Annotated in this window: 22 protein-coding genes; 3 read left to right on the top strand and 19 right to left on the bottom strand. The window is 63.1% G+C overall.

Annotated features, from left to right (window positions below; all coding sequences use genetic code 11):
- Positions 1–11 precede the first annotated feature (11 nt).
- The gene (locus DSC91_RS05045; protein WP_115777114.1) at positions 12–1,223 is read right to left on the bottom strand and encodes an amidohydrolase family protein; all 1,212 of its coding nucleotides are present in this window, start codon (positions 1,221–1,223) and stop codon (positions 12–14) included.
- A 248-nt stretch (positions 1,224–1,471) separates the two neighbouring features.
- On the opposite strand from DSC91_RS05045, the gene DSC91_RS05040 reads away from it, so the two are divergent.
- Positions 1,472–2,482 carry a DUF2891 domain-containing protein gene (locus DSC91_RS05040; RefSeq protein ID WP_115777113.1) on the top strand — a complete coding sequence of 337 codons (1,011 nt, stop codon included), beginning with the start codon at positions 1,472–1,474 and terminating at the stop codon, positions 2,480–2,482.
- Between the two features lie 172 nt (positions 2,483–2,654).
- Here the strand turns inward: DSC91_RS05040 and DSC91_RS05035 are convergent, their stop codons facing one another.
- Complete coding sequence (locus tag DSC91_RS05035; RefSeq protein ID WP_097396170.1) at positions 2,655–3,080, bottom strand: PRC-barrel domain-containing protein; 426 nt, start codon at positions 3,078–3,080, stop codon at positions 2,655–2,657.
- A 216-nt stretch (positions 3,081–3,296) separates the two neighbouring features.
- Between DSC91_RS05035 and DSC91_RS05030 the strand changes: the two genes are divergently transcribed.
- Entirely contained in the window at positions 3,297–5,663 is a 2,367-nt protein-coding gene (locus DSC91_RS05030) for a DNA polymerase II (RefSeq protein WP_115777112.1), read from the top strand.
- 69 nt (positions 5,664–5,732) lie between these two features.
- Here DSC91_RS05030 and DSC91_RS05025 read toward each other — a convergent pair whose 3' ends face one another.
- The 15 genes from DSC91_RS05025 to DSC91_RS04955 all read right to left on the bottom strand — a co-directional run bounded on the left by DSC91_RS05025 (position 5,733) and on the right by DSC91_RS04955 (position 19,610).
- Positions 5,733–6,854 (bottom strand): porin, encoded by a 1,122-nt coding sequence (locus tag DSC91_RS05025; protein ID WP_115777111.1) that lies wholly within the window; start codon positions 6,852–6,854, stop codon positions 5,733–5,735.
- Positions 6,851–7,219 (bottom strand): Rieske (2Fe-2S) protein, encoded by a 369-nt coding sequence (locus tag DSC91_RS05020; RefSeq protein ID WP_115777110.1) that lies wholly within the window; start codon positions 7,217–7,219, stop codon positions 6,851–6,853. The genes DSC91_RS05025 and DSC91_RS05020 overlap by 4 nt, the downstream gene beginning before the upstream one ends.
- 12 nt (positions 7,220–7,231) lie before the next feature.
- The gene (locus tag DSC91_RS05015) at positions 7,232–8,095 is read right to left on the bottom strand and encodes an intradiol ring-cleavage dioxygenase (RefSeq protein WP_229758237.1); all 864 of its coding nucleotides are present in this window, start codon (positions 8,093–8,095) and stop codon (positions 7,232–7,234) included.
- A gap of 17 nt (positions 8,096–8,112) precedes the next feature.
- On the bottom strand, positions 8,113–9,231 hold the full coding sequence (locus DSC91_RS05010; protein WP_229758238.1) for a branched-chain amino acid ABC transporter permease: 1,119 nt from the start codon (positions 9,229–9,231) through the stop codon (positions 8,113–8,115).
- Positions 9,232–9,240: 9 nt separating this feature from the next.
- A complete protein-coding gene (locus DSC91_RS05005; RefSeq protein WP_115777109.1) occupies positions 9,241–10,107 on the bottom strand; it encodes a branched-chain amino acid ABC transporter permease in 867 nt (288 codons plus the stop codon).
- Positions 10,104–10,814, bottom strand: a complete 711-nt coding sequence (locus DSC91_RS05000; protein ID WP_115777108.1) for an ABC transporter ATP-binding protein — start codon at positions 10,812–10,814, stop codon at positions 10,104–10,106. Before DSC91_RS05000 ends, DSC91_RS05005 begins: the two co-directional genes overlap by 4 nt.
- Before the next feature lie 2 nt (positions 10,815–10,816).
- Entirely contained in the window at positions 10,817–11,539 is a 723-nt protein-coding gene (locus tag DSC91_RS04995; RefSeq protein WP_115777107.1) for an ABC transporter ATP-binding protein, read from the bottom strand.
- A 20-nt stretch (positions 11,540–11,559) separates the two neighbouring features.
- Positions 11,560–12,861: an ABC transporter substrate-binding protein gene (locus DSC91_RS04990; protein ID WP_115777106.1), complete on the bottom strand. Its 1,302-nt coding sequence runs from the start codon at positions 12,859–12,861 to the stop codon at positions 11,560–11,562.
- A 41-nt stretch (positions 12,862–12,902) separates the two neighbouring features.
- Positions 12,903–13,961 (bottom strand): maleylacetate reductase, encoded by a 1,059-nt coding sequence (locus DSC91_RS04985; RefSeq protein WP_115777105.1) that lies wholly within the window; start codon positions 13,959–13,961, stop codon positions 12,903–12,905.
- 6 nt (positions 13,962–13,967) lie between these two features.
- The gene (locus tag DSC91_RS04980) at positions 13,968–15,431 is read right to left on the bottom strand and encodes an aldehyde dehydrogenase family protein (RefSeq protein WP_115777104.1); all 1,464 of its coding nucleotides are present in this window, start codon (positions 15,429–15,431) and stop codon (positions 13,968–13,970) included.
- 96 nt (positions 15,432–15,527) lie between these two features.
- Positions 15,528–16,523, bottom strand: coding sequence for a hydroxyquinol 1,2-dioxygenase (locus DSC91_RS04975; protein ID WP_115777103.1), 996 nt, complete (start codon positions 16,521–16,523; stop codon positions 15,528–15,530).
- A 37-nt stretch (positions 16,524–16,560) separates the two neighbouring features.
- Entirely contained in the window at positions 16,561–17,052 is a 492-nt protein-coding gene (locus DSC91_RS04970; RefSeq protein ID WP_115777102.1) for a cupin domain-containing protein, read from the bottom strand.
- Between the two features lie 171 nt (positions 17,053–17,223).
- On the bottom strand, positions 17,224–18,189 hold the full coding sequence (locus tag DSC91_RS04965) for a LysR family transcriptional regulator (protein WP_115777101.1): 966 nt from the start codon (positions 18,187–18,189) through the stop codon (positions 17,224–17,226).
- A 165-nt stretch (positions 18,190–18,354) separates the two neighbouring features.
- On the bottom strand, positions 18,355–19,320 hold the full coding sequence (locus DSC91_RS04960; RefSeq protein ID WP_115777100.1) for a quinone oxidoreductase family protein: 966 nt from the start codon (positions 19,318–19,320) through the stop codon (positions 18,355–18,357).
- Positions 19,321–19,358: 38 nt separating this feature from the next.
- Positions 19,359–19,610 carry a hypothetical protein gene (locus DSC91_RS04955; protein ID WP_115777099.1) on the bottom strand — a complete coding sequence of 84 codons (252 nt, stop codon included), beginning with the start codon at positions 19,608–19,610 and terminating at the stop codon, positions 19,359–19,361.
- A gap of 97 nt (positions 19,611–19,707) precedes the next feature.
- On the opposite strand from DSC91_RS04955, the gene DSC91_RS04950 reads away from it, so the two are divergent.
- Positions 19,708–20,508 (top strand): AraC family transcriptional regulator, encoded by an 801-nt coding sequence (locus DSC91_RS04950; RefSeq protein WP_115777098.1) that lies wholly within the window; start codon positions 19,708–19,710, stop codon positions 20,506–20,508.
- A 48-nt stretch (positions 20,509–20,556) separates the two neighbouring features.
- Here the strand turns inward: DSC91_RS04950 and DSC91_RS04945 are convergent, their stop codons facing one another.
- Together DSC91_RS04945 and DSC91_RS04940 are read right to left on the bottom strand one after the other, a co-directional pair.
- Positions 20,557–21,558, bottom strand: coding sequence for a 3-hydroxybutyryl-CoA dehydrogenase (locus DSC91_RS04945; protein ID WP_115777097.1), 1,002 nt, complete (start codon positions 21,556–21,558; stop codon positions 20,557–20,559).
- Complete coding sequence (locus DSC91_RS04940) at positions 21,555–22,661, bottom strand: NAD/NADP-dependent octopine/nopaline dehydrogenase family protein (RefSeq protein ID WP_115777096.1); 1,107 nt, start codon at positions 22,659–22,661, stop codon at positions 21,555–21,557. Before DSC91_RS04940 ends, DSC91_RS04945 begins: the two co-directional genes overlap by 4 nt.
- Between the last annotated feature and the right edge of the window lie 66 nt (positions 22,662–22,727).

Below are 22,727 nucleotides of genomic sequence, written 5' to 3'. Positions count from 1 at the left end.
ACCCCATGAAGTCACCGGCCAGGCCCGGGCGCCGTGACCTTGAACAGCACGCGGGACGAATCGCCCCAGAATTGCCCGCTTCGGACGATGGCGCGATCGGCCGGCGCAGCCGCCACGGCGGCAGCGGCGTTCGGCGCTTTCACGACGACGAAGGTCGCCTCATTGCCCACCCGCAGCCCGTAGCCGCTTTTCTCCAGCACGGCGGCGCCCGCTTCCGTCGCCATGTGCAACGCAACGCGCAGTGCTTCGTCGGTATAGAAACCGGAGCGGTAACCGATCAGCATGGCTCGCTGCAACATGTCGCCATTGCCATACGGCCACCAAGAGTCCTGAATATTGTCGTTACCGGTGAACACACGTACACCCGCTGCGCGCAGTGGCAGGATCGGCGGGAACGCGCGGTCGCCTGGCGCATTCGTCATGATCGATACGCCGGCTTCCGCAAGCGCAACAGCCACACGCTCGACCACCTCGGGCGCGACGTCGCCAAGCCCGTAGGCGTGGCTCACCGATACCCGGCCGTTCAACCCCGACGCCCGGGTGCGCGCGGCAATGCGGTGTAGTTGATCGATTCCCTGCTGCCCCGGCTCGTGGAGGTGAATATCGATCTTCACAGCGCGCTTTTCAGCAATGCCAAACACAATATCGAGCTGGCCTTCAGCGTCGCCATCCAGCGTTGTCGGGTCGATACCGCCCACCACCTGCGCGCCTTCACGAGCCGCCGCATCGAGCATCGCCGCCGTGCCCGGACACGACACGACGCCCGCCTGCGGAAACGCGACGAGATCGATATCCACGACACCACGCCATTTCTCGCGCGCTTCCATGACGGCATGCAGATGGGTCAGCCCCGTCGTGGCGTCGACGTCGACATGACTGCGCATCGCAATGGTGCCGAACGACGCAGCCTGGCGGATCAACGCGTCGGCGCGTTCGACGATGGGCGCGGCGCTCGCCAGTTCCTGCTTTTCGACGGCGAGGCGCTCACGCAGGCTCGCGACATGACGATGAGGACGCCAGCGATCGCCAACGAAGCTTTTATCGAGGTGAATATGTCCGTCGACGAAGCCGGGCAGCACCAGGTGCCCTGCCAGATCGACGACCTCCGCGCCGCCGGTGCCTGGACGTTCCGGACCGATGGCGACAAAGCGCCCCTCATGCACGGCGAGGTTGAGCGGATTGCCGTCGGCGTCCACGGCATTGACGAATACGCGGTCGAACATGATTCTGCCTCTGCAAATCAGGACTCGAGGACGCACCCAACGCGCCCTGAGCGGGTTGCGTTCGGTGCGCGGCAGGGTCCTGTGTGGGATGGATCATGGCACCCTATCGGACCTCGGACCGCCAACATATTCACAGATTTAATGCTGGAATGGCGTGATCGAGGCGCAATCGCCGGCTGCTTTACTATTGCGGGTCATCACTATCATACTGTTATACCTGTTTGTGTTCCGCTTTCGAGGAAACGCCGATGACTGTCCAACTCACGCCTGAATTCGCGTCCAGATTCGCCAATCTCGCCCTGGCCCACCTCACGCGCGAGTATCCGAACAAGCTGACGCACTCGCTCGCCGGTCCGCAAGACGTGCAAGGTCCGCGGGCCTTGCATCCGATTTTCTACGGCAGCTACGACTGGCATTCGTGCGTGCACGGCTATTGGCTGATCCTGCATCTGCTCGACCGCTTTCCCGATCTGCCTGAAGCGGCGCGCATCATCGCGGTGGTCGACGAGCATTTCACCGAAGCGAATGTGGCTGGCGAGCTGGCGTATCTCGACCTGTCGCACAATCGCGGTTTCGAGCGCCCGTATGGATGGGCGTGGCTGCTCGCGCTGAGCGCCCAACTCAATTCGCTAAAGCTCTCGGAAGCCGCGCACTGGTCCAAGGTTTTTGCGCCGCTTACCCAGACCTTTGTCGAGCGTTTCGAGGAATTTCTGCCGAAAGCGACCTACCCGCTGCGCGTCGGCACGCACTTCAACATGGCATTCGCGCTTGCGCTCACGCTCGATTTCGCGCGGCAGACTTCGCGTGAATCGCTCGAGGCGTTACTGGTGAATACAGCGGAGCGCTGGTTCCTGAACGACGTCGCCTGTCAGGCGTGGGAACCCGCCGGCGACGAGTTTCTGTCGCCTTCGCTGATGGAAGCGGAGTTGATGCGGCGCGTGTTGCCGCCCGCGCAATTCGTCGAATGGTTCAGGCGCTTTCTGCCGGATCTCGGCGCAAGGAAACCCGCCACGCTGTTCGAACCCGTTATCGTGACCGACCGTACCGATGGCAAGATTGCCCACCTGGACGGTCTGAATCTGAGCCGCGCATGGTGCCAGCGGTCGCTGGCGCGCGCGCTGCCCGCCGGCGACGTGTGCCGGACGATATTGTTCGAATCGGCCGAACGGCATCTTCAGAGCGCGCTGCCGCATGTGGCGGGCGACTATATGGGCGAACACTGGCTGGGCACGTTCGCCACGCTCGCCCTCGAAGCGTGAACGATGGCCCGAAGGGGCCGCACTGAAAGCAGAAACGGCGCCTCAAGCGTGAATCGGTTTGGCCCAGCTACCGATTCGCGCCGCGAGCGCCGTCTTCGTTTACCGCGTGATTCAGGAGCCGTTCAGGAGCACCCTGGTACGGCCCAGCCGCTGAATCCACCAGCTTGATGCATTACTGGCCGGTCAGCTTTTTAGGCTTCGGCGGCGCCTGAACCTTGTTGTACTGAAACTCGGGTGTCGCTTTCAACGCGTCTTTCGTCGCGCCGGCCAGATAGAAATTCCCCGAGCGAATATCCAGCGCAGCGATAGGCACCGCTACGTCATGCGACGCCACGCCCAGGAATCCGCCGGCAGAGACAATGGCAGCGGACAACGAGCCGTCAGGCGCGACCACCAGATCGCGAATCGAACCGATCTTCTCATTCTGGTCGTTGTAGACCGTCTTGCCGAGAATGCTCTTCTTCACACTCCAGCCGCTCAGCAGCGCATTGGACTGCTCGACCGTGACGCTTAAGGGTTGCGTGCCGGCGACTTGCGCCTGGGCACCAAAACTGGTTGCAGCTACCGCGACCACAACAACAAGCTTGCTCAACGTCATATCGCTCACTCCGTTCTTAGTAGACTTGACTGGCGCATGGCCTGCGCCGAAGGAATCGCTGCAAAACGATCATACAGACTACGCGGCGCATCTGCATCCAAACGCGCAGTACGAACGACCAACCCCCATCGCTGCCACGAAAGCGGCGGGGGCGCGGCGCAAAGCGCGTAGCGGTAAAATCGAGCCAGGCGATGACGCCCGTTTAGAGGTGGAAGTTTGACTGAGCTTGAACAGGGTTTCATTTTGACCCGACACTGGCGGGATACACCCGCCGGCACTGAAGTGGATTTCTGGCTGGCAACAGACGGCGGGCCTCGTCACATCCGTCTGCGCCCTCAGCCTTCGGTGGCGTTCATTCCGGCCGCGCACCGCGAGCGCGCGGAAACGATCCTGCGCCGCGAAGCGCCGCTCGATCTGCGCCCGCTCGAACTGTGCGACTTTCAGCATCGGCCGGTGATGGGACTGTACTGCCCGCAGTACCGGCAATTGACGGGTTTCGAGAAACGCCTGAAACAAGGCGGCGTGGATGTCTACGAGGCCGACATCTTTCCGCCCGAGCGCTACATGATGGAGCGCTTCATCACCGCGCCGGTATGGTTCGGCGGCCATGCGCAGAACGGCGGCCCGCTTCTGAACGGCGAATTGAAGCCGGCGACGAACTACCGGCCTTCATTGAAGCTGGTGTCGCTCGATATCGAAACCAGCGCGCACGCCGAGCTCTATTCGATCGCGCTCGAAGGTTGCGGGCAGCGTCAGGTCTATATGCTGGGACCGCCGAACGGCGACGCCGGCGGTATCGACTTCGACCTCGAATACTGCGAAACCCGCGCGCAGTTGCTCGAAAAACTGAACGCATGGCTGGAACGACACGACCCCGACGCGATCATCGGCTGGAACCTCGTGCAGTTCGATCTGCGTGTGCTGCAGCAGCATGCGGAGCAATATCGCGTCCCGCTGCGACTCGGCCGCGGCGGCGCGGTGATGGAATGGCGCGAGCACGGTCACAAACAGAACCATTTCTTCGCGGGCGCCGCGGGAAGATTGATCATCGACGGCATCGAAGCGCTGCGCTCCGCCACGTGGAGTTTCCCTTCGTTCAGCCTCGAACATGTCGCGCGCTCGGTGTTGGGCGAAGGCAAGTCGATCGACAATCCGTATCAGCGCATGGATGAAATCCAGCGTCGCTTCGACGAGGACAAGCCCGCACTCGCGCAGTACAACCTCAAAGATTGCGAGCTGGTCACGCGCATCTTTGCGAAGACCGAGTTGCTGCCGTTTCTGCTGGAACGCGCGACGGTTACCGGCCTGCCCGCGGATCGAAGCGGCGGATCGGTCGCGGCGTTCACGCATCTGTATATGCCGCGCATGCATCGGCAAGGCTATGTCGCGCCGAATCTCGGTGACGTGGCCGGTGCCGCGAGCCCCGGTGGTTTCGTGATGGATTCGCGGCCGGGCCTTTACGACTCCGTCCTGGTGCTCGACTACAAGAGCCTGTACCCGTCGATCATCCGCACGTTTCTGATCGACCCGGTGGGGCTCGTGGAAGGCATGCGCAATCCCGGCGACGAACAGTCGGTGCCGGGTTTTCTCGGCGCACGCTTCTCGCGCACACGCCATTGTTTGCCGTCGATTGTCGGTCAGGTGTGGCAAGGGCGCGAAACCGCCAAGCGCGAGCACAACAAGCCGCTTTCACAGGCGTTGAAGATCATCATGAACGCCTTTTACGGCGTGCTCGGATCGACCGGCTGCCGGTTCTTCGACCCGCGCCTCGCGTCGTCGATCACCATGCGCGGCCATGAAATCATGCACACCACGCGCGAGTTGATCGTGGCGCAAGGCTACGAGGTCATTTACGGCGACACGGATTCGACTTTCGTGTGGCTGAAGCACGCGCACGGTGAAGAAGAAGCGAGCCGCATCGGCCGGGGGCTGGTGGAGCATATCAACGCCTGGTGGCGGCAGAACCTGCAGGAACGTTTCGGGCTGGAGAGCGCACTCGAACTGCAATTCGAGCGGCACTACAAGCGCTTTTTCATGCCGACGATTCGCGGCGCCGAGGAAGGCAGCAAGAAACGCTATGCCGGTCTGACCGTGTTGCCGGACGGCAGCGAGGATATCGTCTACAAGGGGCTTGAAACGGTACGAACCGATTGGACGCCGCTTGCCCAACAGTTTCAGCAGGAACTCTATCGGCGAATCTTCAGGCAACAGCCGTATCAGGATTACGTGCGCGACTACGTGCGCGAGACGTTGAACGGGAAACTGGACGATCAGCTCGTGTACCGCAAGCGGCTGCGCAGGCCGCTCGGCGATTACGAGCGCAACGTGCCGCCGCATGTGCGCGCGGCACGCGTGGCCGACGAGTTCAACCGGCAACAGGGGCGCCCGTTGCAATACCAGAACGGCGGCTGGATCAGCTATGTGATGACGACCGCCGGACCGGAACCGCTCGAAACCTTGCGCTCGGCAATCGACTACGAACACTATCTGACACGGCAGCTGCAACCGGTCGCCGACGCGATCCTGCCGCTATTGCGCGATGACTTTACGACTTTGGTGTCGGGGCAGAGGCAGTTGTTCTGAAGGCGGCTTTGGCAAGTTTCGCCAAAGCCGCGTGGCAATACTGCCTGAATAACCGCCGTCGCTTCTCGTTCAGAAGCTGGTGCGCAAGCCAATGCGCGCAAGCGTCTGAGACCGGTTGCTTGCCGCGCCGTCCGGCTGTAACAAACCGTTGATCCACGCCCGCGTGACTGCAGCATCGCCGCTCGCACGCTGATAAATCGCTTCGATATATCCCGTGGTGCGCTTCGAGAAGCTGTATTGCAGCGCCGTGGTGATCTGCTGCGCCTTGTTGTCCAGCAGCACGTCGTTGCCTTTCATGTACGCGTAGTCGAGGCCGAGAGTCCAGGCCCCGGAGATCGTCCACGACGCGCCACCCTTGTAGACATCGATCTTCGCGCCGCTCGCGGTATTTTTCGTGTTGGTGTACAGCAGCATGGCCAGCACGCTGCCGAAGTTATAGTGCGCACCCACACCAAAATTGCGAATGCCGTCGTGACCGTTGCCCAGTTGCGGATACTTCACGTCGACATAGGCCGCCCCCACACCGAATGGACCGTTCGCATAGTTCGCACCGAAGCTCATTGTCGAGTCTTCGGAAAACGAGCCCGGCACGCCGCCAAAGCCGTAGAGCGCGCCGAACGTGAAGCCCGAGATATCCGGGCTGCGATACTTGACCGAGTTCGCCACGCGCGTTGCGCCGGCCATCCGGTCGAAGTCGAACGAGCCGGTTGGATTGTTCGGCACGCCCAACGCGGTAAACGGCCCCTGGCGAAAATCGTAGATGCCGCCGAACAGGAACGCGCCGTCATACAGTCCTAGCGTCAGCGTCTCGAACATGAAGTCGTACTGATTGCCGAACGTCAGCGAGCCGAAGCGGTCGTTGGTGAGTCCGACAAGCGCTGTGCGGTTGAAAAGCTGCCCCGCGCCGGGAATCGTCGCGCCGCTGCCCAGATCGAACTGCGACGTGAGTTCGAAGATCGCCTTATTGCCGCCGCCCAGATCCTCGCTACCTTTGAAGGTCAGCAAATCCGGCGACAGCACGCCGCTGTCGAACAGCGTCGCGGCGCCGCCATGCTGGTTGTTCACATAGGTGACGCCCGCATCGATCACGCCTTGCAGGGTCACGCTGCTTTGCGCGGCTGCGAAACCCGGCGCCATCAAAGCGACCGTGCAACCTGCTATCGAAAAGCGTTTCGATTTCGTCTTTTTCATGCCTGTCTCCTGTAGTCGTCGTTGAATATGTTTCGCTGCTCAATACGGATGACAACGCGCGTGAGCGCCGCGCCCTGACACGGGCCGTCGATGCACTGCCCGTCTTCGAAACGGAACATCGCGCTGTGATGCGCGCACATCAGCAATTCGGCGTCGTAGGCCCAGAACGTATTCGGCTCGTAGTTCAACGGAATCGAGAAGTGCGGGCAGACGTTGCGATAGGCCCAGGCGTTGTCGCCTCGGCGCACTACGACGATGCCCGGTACGCCGGCTTGCTCAGGGGCAATTTCCAGCGCGCCGCCGTCCGGAATATCGTCGAGCGTGCACAGAAAACCCGCTTGAGATTCGGGACTCGCCGCATTCATGACGTGCCCTCCTCATGCAAGTCGCCGGCTCAGCACGAAGTCGCGCTGGACTTCGAAGAACGGGCTCGGCAAGTCCCATTCCTTTGCGGCGGCTGCGCTGTGGTTCGGCACGTAATCGATCACGAGCGACGGCTTGGCGCCGAACACGGCGTCGGATTCGACATACGGGTCACCGGCGGAATACAGCGCGGTGGTGAGCGTCTCGTAGCCGGGTGCCTCGATCAGGAAGTGGATATGCGCGGGCCGCATCGGATGACGTCCGGTTGCGAGCAGCATCTGTCCGACCGGGCCATCGGTCGGAATCGGATAACTGGTCGGCTTGATGGTTCTGAACGCGTATTCGCCGTTCGGTCCGGAACGGAATCTGCCGCGCAGATTGCTCTCGGGCTGATCGGGGTCCTGGCCTTCGTACATGCCGTTATTGGCCGTTTCCCACACCTCGATTAATGCGCCCGGCACCGGCGCACCACGTTCGTCGACGAGGCAACCGTGAATCAGTGTCGGTTCGCCTTCGGTGCGGGCGATGTTGGCGCCGAAGGCTTCATCCCGGGCTCCCTCGCGGTAGAACGGGCCGAGCAGGCTGCTCTCGGTCGTGTCGCCTGCGCGTTCGTGATTGATCGCGTCGACCATGATCGACAGGCCGAGCGTGTCCGAGAGCAGGATGAACTCCTGGCGAATGCCGCTGCACTTGTTGCCGGTCGCCGTCAGGAATTCGATACCGCGTCGCCATTCGTCGCCGGTCAGTTCGACCTCGCTGGCAAACGCATGCAGATGCTTGACCAGCGCGGTCATGATCTGCTTGAGACGCGGATCCGTGCAACCGGCAAACGTCCTGAGCACGTTCTGCGTCAAAGGATGGATGGTTTCGTCGTTCATTGTCGACCTCATGCGCTTCATGTACGGTAGGGAGCCGACGGCGTCTCGACGGAATCCGTCGATGCACCGTGCGGCGAAGCTTGCTGTGAAGCTTGCTGTGAATCGTGCTGTAAAGCGCCGTCATCGACGAACACGACGCGCCGTCCCACGGGGAACAATTGCAGTCCGTAGCGGCGCGATACGAAGCCCCACAGTCCTTGCGGAAAGAACATCGTCACGACGATCGCCAGCGCGCCGAGTCCGATCAGATACCAGGTGCCGAAGTCGGACAGAAACTGATTCAGCACGAAGAAAATCAACGCGCCGACAATCGGTCCTTCGAGCGTGCCCAGGCCGCCGATCATCACGATAAAAATACCGAATGCGGTCCAGTTCACCGAGAACGCGGCATCGGGCGAAATGCGCAGGTTGCCGACGAAATACAGGCCGCCGGCGAGAGCCGTGCCGCACGCGGAGACCAGATAGACGAGCAGCCGTGCACGCTTCACGTCGACGCCCTGACTGCTGGCCGCCACGGCGTTGTCTCGCATCGCGGTCAAGGCGAGACCGGCTTTGGAACGCAGGAACAGATACAGCAGACCGATCGCCGCCGCGACGATAACGAGCGCAAGCCATAGCGTCAGCGATTCGCGCAGCGCACGCGGCGCGTCCTGCAGCGCGGTGAGGCTGGTGCCCGACCCGCCGCCGAGCACCGACACGTTCGCCACCGTCAAGCGGAACACTTCGGCGATCACCCACGTGCCGATCGCGAAGTAGCCGCCTTCCAGCCGGAACGCCACCATCGATACGGGAATGGCGACGACCGTTGCGATTCCCGCCGCGATCGGCGCAGCGACGAACGGCGAGACTCCGCAATAGTTAGCGAGAATCAGCATCCCATAGCCGCCGATGCCGAAGAACGCCTGCTGCCCGATCGACACCATCCCGCCATAGCCCGCCAGCAGATTCCACATCAACGCGAACACCAGATACGACGCGAGCTGCACGAAGTCGCGCATCGCATCGCGCCCCGCCCACCATGGCGCGCTCGCCACCGCCAGCGCGACGATCAGCAGCACGATCATCGCCACACGGCTCGCGCGGGTCGCGCGCCGCACTTCGAAGCCCCCTGCGGGCCGGTTCATATGCATCGTCATGTCGAGCCTCTATGCGGTTTTGGGCAGCAAGCCCTGCGGCCGGGCCACCAGCACGCCGAGAAACACCACGTGGCCAAGCCAGATACCCCAGCCGGGATCGAAGTAAAAGCCCACCTGCTGCGCAATGCCGAGCGCCATGCCGCCGACGAAAGTCCCCCAGAACGAGCCCATCCCGCCGATGATCACGGCTTCGAACGCGTACAGCAGCAACGCCGGGCCATCGGTTGGCGACACTGCCGTGCGCATCGAATACAGCGCGGCGGCAACCGCGATCAGCACGAACGCGATTCCCATCGCCAACGCATAGGTGCGGCGGTAGGAGACGCCCATCAGTTGCACGATTTCGCGATCGTCCGAGGTGGCGCGGAACGCGCGGCCGAGCGGCGTGCGGCCGAACAGCCACTGCATCGCAAAGGCCAAAGCGGTGGTCACGACCAGCGTGACAAGCGGCAAATAGCCCAGCGTGATGCCGCCGGCGAGCGTGATGCTCTTCGACTCGAAGCTGCCCGTTGCAATCGAACGCGGGTCCGCGGAGAACACCTGTTGCAATACGTTCTGGATCACGATCGACAAGCCGAACGTAACGATCAGCGACGGCAGCGGATCGCGGCTGCTGACCCGGTTGAGAACCGCGTACTGCACCGCGTAACCGGCACCGAATGCGATCACGAGCAGCAGAAACAGCGACACGGCGAGCGGCAGATGCGCGTAGTTCGTGAGTGCAAACAGCACGAACACCAGCATCACGATGAAATCGCCATGCGCGGTGTTGGTCAGCCGCATCACGCCGAACACCAGCGATTGCCCCATCGCGAAGAGCCCATACAGCGCACCGAGCAGCACGCCCTGTACGACGATATTGATGAACGTGTTCATGCGACCGCTCCAAAATAAGCCTGCGTGATCGCCTCGTCCGACACCTCGGCCGATACGCCCGCCAGCGACACACGCCCTTCCTGGAAGCAATAGAAACGCGACGACACGCGGCGCGCCAGTTGCACGTCCTGTTCGACGACGATCGCGCTCATGCCACCGGCAACAATCTCAGGCAACGCCGCATAGATCTCGCGCACGATGACCGGTGCGAGGCCGAGTGAAAGTTCGTCGCACATCAGCAGATCGGGATTGCTCATCAGCGCGCGACCGATCGCGACCATCTGCTGCTGACCACCCGACAAGGCAGTGGCCGCAAAGTGACGGCGCTCCCGCAACGCCGGAAACAGCGAGTAGACGCTTTGCAGGTTCCAGCGGCCGGGCCGTTTGGAAAATGCGCCGAGCAGCAGGTTTTCTTCGACGCTCAGGCTCGCGAACAGACGCCGCCCTTCCGGCACCAGCGCAATGCCCTTGCCGACAATGCTCGCCGCAGCCGCACCGCCGACCGGCTCGCCGCGATACAGGATCTGATCGGCGGCACGGGGGCGCAGCAAACCCGCCACTGATTTCAGAAAGGTCGACTTACCCGCGCCGTTCGAGCCGATTAGCGCAATCACCTCGCCGGGCGCGACCGTCACGTCGATGCCGAACAGCGCCTGGAAGTCGCCGTAAAACGCGCTCAACGCGCGAGTCTCCAGCAATGCCGACATGGTCATGCCTCCAGTCCGAGGTACACGCGCCGCACTTCCGGGTCGTCCATCACGGCGGCGGGCAGGCCTTCAGCGAGCCGCTTGCCGAAGTTGATGACGAGCAGCCGGTCAGCCACCGCGAGCAGTGCATGCACGACGTGTTCGATCCACACGATCGTCACGCCCGCCTCTTTCACGCGGCGAATCTCGTCGACGAGTTCGTGCGTTTCGGGCTCGGTCAGACCGCCGGCAATCTCATCGAGCAGCAGCAGTTGCGGCTGCGTGGCCAACGCGCGGGCCAGTTCGAGGCGCTTGCGGTCCAGCAAGCCTAGCGTGCCGGCCAACTGGTTGGCGCGCGCTTTGAGACCGGTGCGTTCGAGCACATCCATGCAGACGTCGTAGGCGGCGTGCTCGGCCAGTTCACCGCCGAAGGTCGCGCCGACCAGCAGGTTTTCGAACACCGTCATGCCGCCGAACGGACGCGGCACCTGATACGAGCGGCCGATCCCCGCCGCGCACCGGCGATGGGGCAGTAAGTGGTTCACGTCCGCGCCTTCGAATTCGACGCTGCCCTGATCGGGCCGCACGTCGCCGCTGACGAGGTTGAACAGCGTGGTCTTGCCGGCGCCATTCGGGCCGAGAATGCCGTACGTCTCGCCGCGTTCGACCGCAAAGCTGATGTCGTCGGTCACCTGCAGCGCGCCGTAACGCTTCGACACGCCGGTTAATCTGAGAACTGGGTTCATCGCCGCTCTCCGCTATGCATTCACGCGATCAGCTTGAGCGGGCCGGACAGTGGCACGTTCGGCGCGAGCTGGTTGTTGACGATGGCGAGATCGAAACGATGCTTTTGCCCAGATCCTTGCGCACTGCGCCATTGGCCGCCGACCAACGGCGTCTTCGCCACGTTCTTCACCGGCCCGCTGCCCCACGCGACATGACCGACCAGCGTGTCGAGCTTCGTCGCCGCCACGGCGTCGCGGATCGCTTCATTCGAATCGATATCTTTCGCGCGCTTCAGCGAATCGACGGCGATTTCGAACAACGCATGCGCGAAGCCAATCGGTTGCGTCCATTGCTTCGACGTGACGCGCTCGTAGTCGTCCGCGACTTGCCGCGCGCTTTGTCCCGTCAACGACGACTTGAACGGATGCGACGGCGACCACCACACCTCGGTGGAGAGGCCATCGCCGAGATCGCCGAGCGCTTCGATCGAAGTGGGAAACAGCAGTGCCTTGCCGATCGAAATAACTTTGGGCTTCAGACCTTGCTGACGCGCCTGAACGAGGAAGTTCTTCGCGTCGGGTGGAATCACGACACCGGTGACGATCTGCGCATTCGCCTGCTTGAACGACGAAATCTGCGCGGAGAAGTCCTGCGTCATGCTCTGAAAACGGCCTGGGTCCTTCAGCGTGAAGCCCTTTTGTGCGAGCACCGGCGGGAAGCCGAGCTTCGCATCGCCCCAGGCGTTGCCGTCGCCGTCGTTCGGAAACAGGCCGCCGACACTGTGATTGGTCTGCACCGACTGCCACATGCCGGTGTAGACGGTGATCACGTCCTCGAGCCCCCAGAAGAAGTGATAGGTAAAGCGGAAACCCTTCTTCGGATCGCCCTTTCTGCCGAAGAACCACGGCTGCCACGGCACGACCGTCGACACGCACGGCATCTCGTTCAGTTCGCACGCATCGCTGACCGGATTCGCCGTCTCGGGCGTGCCGGAGACGAGCATGATGTCGATCTTGTCCTTCAGGATCAGATCGTTGGCGACTTCGCCGGCGCGATTCGGATTCGACTGGCTGTCCTTGACGACAATCGACACCGGATAAGTTTTGCCGCCGATTACGATGCCGTTTTTTAGCGCCGTCTGCATCTGCTGAATCGTGAAGCGGTCGGCCTCGCCGAACGGCGCGAGCGGCCCGGTTTGCGGCGATACGTAGCCGATTTTCAGCGTGCGCGGGCTCGCGGCGAAAACGAGCGGCGAGAACGCCGAGGTTGACGCGGCCAGCGCGCCGCCTGCGGCGAGTGTGACGAAGCGGCGACGCTTCGCATCGAAGGAATGGGCGTCCATGGTTGTCTCCAGAATTTTTTGTATGAGTGAGGGCGTTTGCGCTAATTCGGCCGTCGGCCTTCGAAGGCCGCTTCCAGCAGCGCGCGTAGCGGCGTTCGTTCGACCGGCCGAGGATTCCAGTACGGATTCTTCAGCGCGAGATCGAGTGCGACGTCGAGATCGGTTGCGCTCAAACCGATGTCTTTCAGCGCGGTCGGCGCGCCATGATCGCGTGCGAGATCGAATACGCCTTGCGCGGCGTCGTCGGCATGCAGCGCGCGTGAAATACGCCTCATCGCCTCAGGCGCGGCCTCGCGGTTATAGGCGAGCACGTGCGGCAACACGATCGTGTGCGTCTCCGCATGAGGCAGATTGAACGTGCCGCCGAGCGTATGGCACAGCTTGTGATGCAACGCCATGCCGACGCTGCCGAGCACCGCACCGCACAGCCATGCGCCATAGAGGCAGTCGCCACGTGCAGCGAGATCGTCCGTTTTCAGCATCACCCGAGGCAGACCTTGGCCGAGCGCACGGATACCCTCTTCCGCCATCAAATCGATGATCGGATTCGTGTCCTGCGCGTAGAGCCCTTCGGCCGCGTGAGCGATTGCGTTGATGCCGCTCGTCAGCGATAACGCGGATGGCAGCGACGTCGTCAGCGAAGGGTCGTAGATCACCGTTTTCGGCAACACCCGCAGATCGCGGCCGGTCTTTTTGACACCGGCTTCGGTGAGGCCGTAAATCGGCGTCATTTCGGAGCCTGCGTAGGTAGTCGGAATCGCGATGATCGGCAACGAGGTTTCGAGCGCGATGGCTTTGCCGAGACCGGTCGTCGAGCCGCCGCCTATCGCGATCGCACAATCCGCGCCGGCCTGTGCGGCGAAGTCGCGAGCCGCGCGAGCGGTTTCGATCGGCACGTGCATCACGGCTTCGGCGTAGACGCCCGCCGCCCGCGAGCCGAGGCTTGCCGCCAGCGCTTCGGCCTGGGCACGCTGTTGCGGCGTGGACAGCACGATCGCCCGCGTGGCGCCGAGCAAACCGATCTCACGATCGAGCTGGTCGAGACTGCCCGCGCCGAAGATCACGCGTGACGCCAGGCCGTTATAGACGAACGATTCCATGGCGGTTCAGCGCGGATAGTAAGGTGGAATCTGCGCATCCACGTTGACCCAGACCGACTTGGGCTGCGTGTATTCGCGCATCGCTTCGAAACCCATCTCGCGGCCGTAGCCGCTCGCGCCGACACCGCCGAAGGGCGATGCGGGGCTCACGCGCTTGTAGCAGTTGATCCACACCATGCCGGCGCGAATCTCGCGCGCCACCAGGTGCGCGCGTTGCAGGTCGCGTGTCCAGAGGCCTGCGCCGAGACCGTATTCGGTGCCGTTCGCGATCGCGAGCGCTTCTTCGTCGGTGCGGAATGTCGTGACCGTCATGAACGGTCCGAACACTTCTTCCTGCGATACCCGATGTTCCGGCAGCGCTTGAACGATGGTCGGCTCGACATAGCAGCCATTGGCCAGCGCGGCGGCGTCCGGCGCCTTGCCGCCCGCCAGCACGCGGCCACCCTGTTCGCGTGCGACGTCGACGAACGACAGCACGCGGTCGCGATGCTGACGCGAGGTAAGCGGGCCCATTTCGGTCAGTGGATCGAGCGGATTGCCGATCTTGATCGTGCGGCTCAACGCGGTGAATTTCTCGAGCACTTCGTCGGCAATCGATTCATGCACGATCATCCGCGAACCGGCGATGCACGCCTGCCCCTGGTTATGGAAGATCGCGAACGCGGAGCCTTGCACAACGGCGTCGATATTGGCGTCGCCGAACACGATGTTCGCGCCTTTGCCGCCGAGTTCGAGCTGCACCTTCTTCAGATTGCCGCTCGAGGCCTGCACGATCTTGCGGCCCACTGCCGTCGAACCCGTGAAGGCGACCTTGCTGATCTCCGGATGCTCGGCAATGTATTGACCCGCCACATGGCCCAGGCCCGGCAAGATATTGACGACACCCTCCGGAAATCCAACCTCCGCCATCAGTTCGGCGATGGCGAGACTCGACAGCGGCGTGAGTTCAGCGGGCTTCATGATCACGCAGTTACCCGCGGCAAGCGCGGGCGCCATCTTCCAGCTCGTGAACATCAGCGGGAAGTTCCACGGCACCACTTGCCCGACAATGCCGACCGGCTCACGCGTCATGTAGTTCAGAAAGCCTTGCTCGACAGGAATCACCGAGCCTTCGAACTTGTCGGCCATGCCGCCGAAATAGCGGAACGTGGCCGCGGTGCGCGGCACGTCGAGATTGCGCGTGTCGCGAATCGGATGCCCGGTATCGAGCGATTCGAGACGCGCGAGCTTGTCGGCGTTCGCTTCGATCGAGTCGGCGAGTTTGAGCAGCAAGCGCCCCCGCTCCATCGCGGCGAGATTGCTCCACTTCGGAAACGCCGCTTTCGCCGCCGCCACGGCGCGGTCGACATCGGCGGGTCCAGCCATCGCGACGTCGGCAATCACCGAGTTGTCGTGCGGGTTAAGGGAGGCGAGCGTTTCGCCGTTTGCAGCCGGCACAAAGCGGCCGCCGATGAAGAGTTGCGTTTGCATGTCAGTCCCGCGCAAGTAAAACTTTGGACGTGACAATCCCCGCGGCGCCAGCGGTCTGGCGCCGTTCGATCGACGATCGGGGGGAATGTCTGAGAGTTACATCTGGATCGGATACGGCGGCAGTTCGCCGCTTTCGTAACGCTTGGGCAGATCGGGCGTGGCGTTCTCCCACACTAGCAACATCGAACGCTTCTGCGAGTAGCCCTTGTGGCGGATGTCGGCCGGCATGGCGGCGATATCGCCCGCGTTCATCGTGATGCGGGCACGCGGCTCGCCGCTGTTTTTATCGGCGACGTCCCAGATGATCTGGTCGGACAGTTGCAGGAACCACTCGACGCGGTCGTTGCCATGAAACACCGGCAGCACGAATTCCTCGGTGGTCGGACAGAACAGGCTCTGCTGGCAGACCGACGTGACCGACGGATTCCATGTCACGTCCGAACGCGACAGGTACTTGAAGAGGCTGAACGCATGCAACGCGCCCTCAAAACCGGGCTCTGCGTGAATCTCGGGTTCATCCTGAACCACATCGGCGAACTGACGATTGACCGGCAAGTCGTCGCGCAACGGCGAGTCGCCTTCGAGGCCCGGCATGCGCCTGGTAGCGATCCGCGTGCGCTCGATCGCGGCGATGTTGTCGCCATGCTTCGTGCCGAACGCCGAACCGGTTTCTTCGGGCGCGGCGAACGGATCGAAGCCTTCATTGACCCAGTCGCGCAGAATCGCCTTGAAGGTCGCCATGATGAGCGGTGTATCGAACTGCTGCATATGATCGACGCCTGCTTCCTTGAAACTCGCGTTGTACGCACCGGCGTACATATCGACCTTGCCGTAGTGATTGCGCGTGCCGATCACTTCGTCGAAGTTGACCCAGCCGTAGAAGAAGCCCCACGCAACGTCTCGCATCATGGCGCGCAGGAAGTCGTCGGCATGCATCTGGTGCGAGCGGATCTGGCCTTTCGCGGGCCATTTGACGGTGACGAAATAAGCGTCGCGGCTGAATTCGAAATCGCCGAGGTGGAACGTGCGATAACCGGTCACCGCGTCGGCCTCGCTCGCGGTGACGCTTTGCAGGGTGCTGGTTTTGTCCATGATGGGCTCCAGGAGAAGATCGATCGTGTAGAGGGAATCAGTGGATGCAGATGTCGGCCCACTTCTCGACCGAATAGCGCCCGAGGATCGTCTGCACGAGCAGCACGCCCTTTGTCCTCGCTTCGAAGCGATACGCGGCGCCCGCGGGCAGCAGCGCCTGGTGGCCGCGACGCAGCCGCACATAACCCATCGACTGGCCCGACGGCTGACCGTCGAGCCGCACGCTGCCTTCGGTCTGCGCGTCGACCAATGGGCCGTGCGAGGGTTTGATGAAATAGACGTCGATCTCGCCGTCGAGCACGACCGCGAATTCGTCGTGCGACGCAGCAAACCACGGCGACGAGCCTTCCGCACGCAGCGTCTCGATCACGTACTTGAGATTCTTGCCAACGACGACTTTTTCGTAGGGCTCTGCGCGGCTCGCCACGTCGAACACATTCGACATCGCGTAGTGCTCCGGTTTGCCCTTGATGATTTCGATGGAGCCTTTGCGGAAATTGTCCAGGCTGCCGAACCAGGTCTGTTGCATGTCTTCCTCCAGTTATCTACGAATCCGCGAATGCGTTGCTTGGATCGAAGATTAAGTGGCGGCAGGCGCAACAGCAATGTTCCGAGGGTCGGGAAACGCGAACCATGGGTACTTCAAAATCGCGCCAGGGAAACTACCTGGTGGAGAACCCGGGGCGGCCTCCGGTGGCGCTCAGTCTTCGGCCAACTCCTCGCCGACGCTCTTCGTCTCGTCGTCCGGCGGCGCAATGCCCAGCGCCCTGTCCCACTGCGGTTCGCGCAGATAGCGGGCGCGCAGGAAGTCGACGAAAGCCTTGACCTTGGTGGTCGAGCGATGCGAGGCGGGATAGACCGCCGAGAGCCACAGCGGCGGCGCCGCGTACTCCGGCAGCACGCGTTCAAGGCGCCGTTCGAGCAGATCAGCCGCGGCAACCATCGTCGGCAGATAGACGACACCCGCACCGGCCCGCGCGAACTCGAGCAGCAGATGCACGCTATTGGTTTTCAGCACCGGATTCAGCGCGATTTCAAAGCACTCGTTGCCGCGCATCAGCGGCCACTTGTCGCCCCACGGATAGTACGAATAACGGGCAAAATCGTGCCGCAGCAGGTCGAGCGGTGTCTCGATCACCGGCTCTTCCTTCAGATAGCCGGGCGCCGCGCACAGCACGCCACGCACGGGAAACAAACGACGCTCCACCAGCAGGTTGGAAGCGGGCGGATAGATCTGCAAGGCCAGATCGAAGCCTTCCTGCACCGGATCGATCACCCGGTCGTTGACGGTCACGACGAACTCGACGCGTGGGTAAGCGGCGCGGAATTCGATCAGTGTTTGCGAAAAATGCCCCAGCGCGAAGCCCGGCAGAACGTGAATATTGAGCGTGCCGGCGAGCGCCTGCGGATCGCCGCGCGAGCGTCCGGACAGATCGTGGACTTTGTTGACCAGTTCGGCGCACTCGCGGTAGTACGTCTCGCCGAGTTCCGACAGGCGCACCGCCCGCGTGGAACGATGAAAGAGCGGCACGCCGAAATGGTCCTCGAGCTGCTTGACGCGCGAGGTCACCACCGATTTGGCGACGCCCAGTTGGCGCGCGGCACCGGCAAAGCTCTGCGCTTCCGCCGCCCGCACGAACGCTTCCATCGACATGAACAGGTCCATGCTGTCTCCCTTTTTGTCACTGCGGTCACCACGGCCACCACGGTCACCGCTGTCGTCGCGGTCACCGCGGCCCGTAGCCCGCCTTGCTAACGGCAAGTGTAGTCTGCTTCGGGAACCAGGGCGCGGAAGCGGCGGCGAGTTGCCTTTATCGCGAGGGGCCTGCACTCATTCGTGCGAACCGAGCGTGAAGACAGTGCGGGCAAGGCTATCGCTGCCTCCCCAATGCAGGTTCAGGTCCGCAAGCGGCACGGCCTCTGTTGCGATCTGAAGTCCTGCGGGTACGGCTGCATTGAGCACCTCTTTTACCGCATGCAGGAGGCGAGGCAAAGCAACGCTGCCGATTCCGCTGCCCAACAGCGTGATCGCGGTCGCGCGCAGCACGGCTCCCGGCAACTGGATATCGGCGCCGCCAATCGAGCCGATCTGGACAAAGCGAACGGGATAAGCTCCGGCCGACGCCTTTGCCGCGGCGATCAACAACGACCGTGCGCTGGGTCCCCACAAGTAATCCAGTACGACGTCCACCCCTTGATGAAAATGCGATTCGAAGGCCCTGCTCAGGCTGTTTTCGTCCTGCTCCAGCGAAATCGTGATATCGGCGCCGACACGTTTGAGCGATTCGAGACCGGCCGGATTGCGACCTGTCGCGATGATTTTTCCGGCGCCGAGATACTTCGCGATCTGAACGGCAAGTCGTCCGGAGGCGCCCGTTGCGCCGTTGACCAGCACCGTCTCGCCTTGAACGAATCGCGCCCGTTCGGTGAGCGCCGCCCACGACGACATGCCGGGAATCGCAATGGCCGCAGCCGTAATGTCGTCGAGCGCATCGGGTAGCGGAATGCAGTTTGTCACGGGCACGAGGCTGCGTTCCGCGAGCGCGCCGAACGGGGCGTGCGGCGCGAAGAAGTAGACACGCTGGCCGTCTTCGAGACGCCCGGCGCCATCGACACCCGCCACGAACGGGAAGGCGTCCGACGACGAGTAATGCGCGCCCGATGCCCTGCTGCGGGTAACCTGGCTTAACGCCGACGCAGCGACGTCGATCAGATGATGACCAGCCAGTGCTTCGGGGTGGTCGAAGTTTTCATAAACGGGGGGCTGCCCCGCACCTTTGACAACTGCAGCTTTCATGACGATTCCTCGCAGATAAAATTAAACCGGCGTCCCGATCAACGCGCGTCGACCCACTTGCGCAGCGACACATCGCGGATCTCGAACACATCGAAGACCGCGAGCGCGCGCAACGCGGGCAGCGCCTCGACGATGTCGGCCTCGGCCTGCGCGCGTGCCGCTTCGCTGGCGCCCGCATCGGTCCAGATGCGCGCATTGGCGAGGAAAGCCGCGACGGTGCCCTTCCTGACCGTCGTGCCGTTGAAGTCGGCCTGATTGATGTGATCGGGAAGAACCTGGTCTGCTCGCATGGCGTTGCACTCCTTTCGTAATAAGAACGAAATCAGTGTAGTGGTGCAAAGACGGCCCGTCTCCGGTATAAAGGCCATTCCATACGGTGTTCCGGCCATGCCTTCTTACCTCATTCGTCCCGATCTCGTGACCTCGCCAGACGGTCCGTACCTCGCCGCGGTCGAGCTGACACAAAGCGAAGCGCGCGAGACGCCGTCGCATAGCCATGCGCGCGGACAGCTCATGGGCGCGCTGAGCGGCCTCGTTTCGGTCGGACTCGACAAGCAGCATTGGGTCGTGCCCGCGATCCATGCGATCTGGATTCCGCCGCATTGCGTCCACTCCATCCGTTCTTTTGGCCCGTTCTCAGGGTGGAGCGTGTTTATCGCTGAGGAAAGGTGTGCACCGTTACCGCGGGAGCCTCGCGCGATCAGAACGGCCCCGTTGTTACGCGAGGCCGTGCGGCGCGCCGCGACCTGGGCGGGCGTCGAACTCGACGAGGCTAGGACGCGCATTGCGGACGTCATCCTCGACGAACTTGTCGCGGCAAAAGAGGAAGCGTTAGGTCTCCCGCGCCCCGAAGATCCAAGACTCGTGCGGATCACGGACGCGTTGGCCGGCGATCTGTCGGACAACCGCCGCCTCGAGGAATGGGCCACGTGGGCCGGTGTCGCGCCGCGTACGCTGAGCCGCCGTTTCGTGGCGGAGACCGGCTTGACGTTCGCGCAATGGCGTCAGCAGGCGCGCCTGCTTCGCGCGCTCGAGCTTGTCGCGGACGGCCTGCCCGTCACGACGATGGCGCTTGAACTCGGGTACGACAACGTCAGCGCGTTTATCGACATGTTTCGCCGGGCCATGGGAACGACGCCGGGGCGATACATCACCGCTACCAATCCGGACAACCGGGCGACGCTCTGATTCGGACCGGCGTCCGCATGGCATCGCTCGCCACGACACAAACTTCGTTCAGCTTTTCAACGCGGCGTTGAACACCGGCGCGAGCCCCGTGCTGTCCAGCAAGCGGCTGAATTCACCGAGCCGTTTGTGCAGATACGCCGGCACGTCGACATCCGCGTAATCGTAGAAGCCACGCGCATCGCGCAGGCCATCGCGGCCTTCCCGCATGTTGTCGCTGACGATCGCGGCGGGCAGGAAGCGCGGATCGATCGCCCGCGCCAGATAGTGCGACGCATAGTAGAGAATGTCGCAGCCGCCCCAGTCGATAAATTCGAGCAGGCCCAGCACGGAAAACCGCAGACCGAAACCGGTACGAATAGCCGTATCGATGTCTTCCGCGCTGGCCACGCCCTCCTCGACCATGCGCGCGGCCTCGTTCATCGCCAGCGCCTGGATGCGCGGCACGATGTATCCCGCCGACGGCGCGCACACCACCGGCACCTTGCCCACCCGGCGCAGCAAGGCGACCACGCGCTCCACGGTTTCTCCGGCCGTGATGTCGCTGCGGCTGATCTCGACGAGCGGCATCAGGTGAGCCGGGTTGAGCCAGTGCGCGTTGAGAAGTCGCCCGGGATGCACGACCACCTGCTGAAGCTCGGTCACGAGAAACGTCGAGGTAGTCGAGGCAAACAACACGTCGGCCCCGGCGTGCTCACCTAGCCAGGCGAACGCGGCCTGTTTGGCCTCCATCACTTCCGGCACGGCCTCGAATACGATCTCGCCTTCAGCAAGCCCTTCTCGCGCGCCCTCGCGATCCACGATGACGATGCGCGCCATCGTCTCCGCTGCCTGCGCCTCGGTAATGCGGCCGACCACCACCTGCGTCTGCAACTGCCTCGCGATCTCGCCACGCGCGGCCACCGCAAAGGCGCTATGGGCTGCCGGGTCGCGCTCCTTGAAGTCGATCAGCGTCGCGCGCAAGCCTGCATAAGCAAACGCCAGCGCAATGCCTTGCCCCATTCGCCCCGCACCGAGGATATGAACGTGCTGGATTTCGACGGCGGCGCTCATTGATCAAAGCCCCGTTCGAGCAAGGCCGTCATCGCCTCACGCGAAAGCGACGCGAGGCCCAGTCGCTCGAACGTGCGGCCTTCGCCATACAGGTCGCGCTCCGACACCGCACTCGCTATGTGCAGCAGACCTTCGGCGATGGGCGTCGGCACTCCGGCCCAGCGTCCCGCCGAAACCAGAAACGACAAACCGAGCCGCGTATCTTCGAGCATATAGCGGTGCGTTTTCAGATCGATGTCTTCGCGCCAGTCGCCGCTATCGGTCAGCTTGCCATGCGCGCCGCGGCCATACATCCACTCGTCGCCCTCGCTCGCGTAGTGGTCCGCAAGCGGAAAATGCGGCGCGCCGTAGCCGAGGGCCTCGCGTACCGCCATACGCTCGGCGTCAAGCGCACTCGTCACGCGGCGGATCGACGGCTGCGTGCCTTCGTTGTGGATGTCCCACGCGTCGAAGTGCTCGAGCGGTCCGGCGTTCATCATGATCAATGGCGGGTGGATCACCGGTCCCGCGTTCATCAGCGCGCCGCTCAACGCGTCCTCGATCGGTTCAACCGATGGATACGCCTCCTGCAGCACCGGAACCGCCCACGTCGAAAGCCGTGCGGGAAAAACGCCGCTCGGCAGGCGCGTGGCGTACGCGCTCACCACCACATTGTCTTCGCCATGTTTGCGCGCGAGGTACGGCAGCGTGCCGGTCTCCGCGAACGCCACCTCGCGCGTGTTGCCCGCCTCGTGCATCGCCCTCGCGAACACATAGCTGCCGAAAGTGCCGGGCGGCAGGAACACCACCTGACGGTCGGCGAGAAAGGGTGCCAGTTGCGCCGCCAGCGCTTCGTGCGTCGTGGAAGGCAGCGGGATCACGATGAGCCGTGCGCCCTCCACCGCTTGCGCGAGGTCGTCGACGACGCGGATCGCGCCCGGCTGCGCGCCGATCGGCACCCGCCGCTCGCCGCGAAAGTCCTTGACCTTGAGCGCGCCGAGTTCGCGCAGCCGGGCTGCTGCGACCGTATCGCGGCGCCACCATGTCACCTTATGGCCTTTTTCCAGCATGTCGATCACGGCCGCATAGCAGCCGTGGCCCCCGCCCAGTACGCTGACATTCATCACACATCTCCTTGTTCGATGATCGTCAGACTACGGGGTCGCCGGCACCTGGACGCTTCACGCCGC

The organism is Paraburkholderia caffeinilytica (assembly GCF_003368325.1).
GTDB lineage: Bacteria > Pseudomonadota > Gammaproteobacteria > Burkholderiales > Burkholderiaceae > Paraburkholderia > Paraburkholderia caffeinilytica.
The sequence above is the reverse complement of the archived record's forward strand: the minus strand, read 5'-3'. Positions and strand labels throughout refer to the sequence as shown.

Excerpts from the sequence above, each read along its gene's own strand:
- DSC91_RS04955 (WP_115777099.1), bottom strand. The coding sequence starts at position 19,610 with ATGCGAGCAGACCAGGTTCTTCCCGATCACATCAATCAGGCCGACTTC.
- DSC91_RS05000 (WP_115777108.1), bottom strand. The coding sequence starts at position 10,814 with ATGTCGGCATTGCTGGAGACTCGCGCGTTGAGCGCGTTTTACGGCGAC.
- DSC91_RS05040 (WP_115777113.1), top strand. The coding sequence starts at position 1,472 with ATGACTGTCCAACTCACGCCTGAATTCGCGTCCAGATTCGCCAATCTC.
- DSC91_RS05020 (WP_115777110.1), bottom strand. The coding sequence starts at position 7,219 with ATGAATGCGGCGAGTCCCGAATCTCAAGCGGGTTTTCTGTGCACGCTC.
- DSC91_RS05005 (WP_115777109.1), bottom strand. The coding sequence starts at position 10,107 with ATGAACACGTTCATCAATATCGTCGTACAGGGCGTGCTGCTCGGTGCG.
- DSC91_RS04965 (WP_115777101.1), bottom strand. The coding sequence starts at position 18,189 with ATGGACCTGTTCATGTCGATGGAAGCGTTCGTGCGGGCGGCGGAAGCG.
- DSC91_RS05010 (WP_229758238.1), bottom strand. The coding sequence starts at position 9,231 with ATGACGATGCATATGAACCGGCCCGCAGGGGGCTTCGAAGTGCGGCGC.
- DSC91_RS05025 (WP_115777111.1), bottom strand. The coding sequence starts at position 6,854 with ATGAAAAAGACGAAATCGAAACGCTTTTCGATAGCAGGTTGCACGGTC.
- DSC91_RS05035 (WP_097396170.1), bottom strand. The coding sequence starts at position 3,080 with ATGACGTTGAGCAAGCTTGTTGTTGTGGTCGCGGTAGCTGCAACCAGT.
- DSC91_RS04990 (WP_115777106.1), bottom strand. The coding sequence starts at position 12,861 with ATGGACGCCCATTCCTTCGATGCGAAGCGTCGCCGCTTCGTCACACTC.
- DSC91_RS05015 (WP_229758237.1), bottom strand. The coding sequence starts at position 8,095 with ATGAACGACGAAACCATCCATCCTTTGACGCAGAACGTGCTCAGGACG.
- DSC91_RS04995 (WP_115777107.1), bottom strand. The coding sequence starts at position 11,539 with ATGAACCCAGTTCTCAGATTAACCGGCGTGTCGAAGCGTTACGGCGCG.
- DSC91_RS04945 (WP_115777097.1), bottom strand. The coding sequence starts at position 21,558 with ATGAGCGCCGCCGTCGAAATCCAGCACGTTCATATCCTCGGTGCGGGG.
- DSC91_RS04970 (WP_115777102.1), bottom strand. The coding sequence starts at position 17,052 with ATGCAACAGACCTGGTTCGGCAGCCTGGACAATTTCCGCAAAGGCTCC.
- DSC91_RS04980 (WP_115777104.1), bottom strand. The coding sequence starts at position 15,431 with ATGCAAACGCAACTCTTCATCGGCGGCCGCTTTGTGCCGGCTGCAAAC.
- DSC91_RS04985 (WP_115777105.1), bottom strand. The coding sequence starts at position 13,961 with ATGGAATCGTTCGTCTATAACGGCCTGGCGTCACGCGTGATCTTCGGC.
- DSC91_RS04960 (WP_115777100.1), bottom strand. The coding sequence starts at position 19,320 with ATGAAAGCTGCAGTTGTCAAAGGTGCGGGGCAGCCCCCCGTTTATGAA.
- DSC91_RS04975 (WP_115777103.1), bottom strand. The coding sequence starts at position 16,523 with ATGGACAAAACCAGCACCCTGCAAAGCGTCACCGCGAGCGAGGCCGAC.
- DSC91_RS05045 (WP_115777114.1), bottom strand. The coding sequence starts at position 1,223 with ATGTTCGACCGCGTATTCGTCAATGCCGTGGACGCCGACGGCAATCCG.
- DSC91_RS04940 (WP_115777096.1), bottom strand. The coding sequence starts at position 22,661 with ATGAATGTCAGCGTACTGGGCGGGGGCCACGGCTGCTATGCGGCCGTG.
- DSC91_RS04950 (WP_115777098.1), top strand. The coding sequence starts at position 19,708 with ATGCCTTCTTACCTCATTCGTCCCGATCTCGTGACCTCGCCAGACGGT.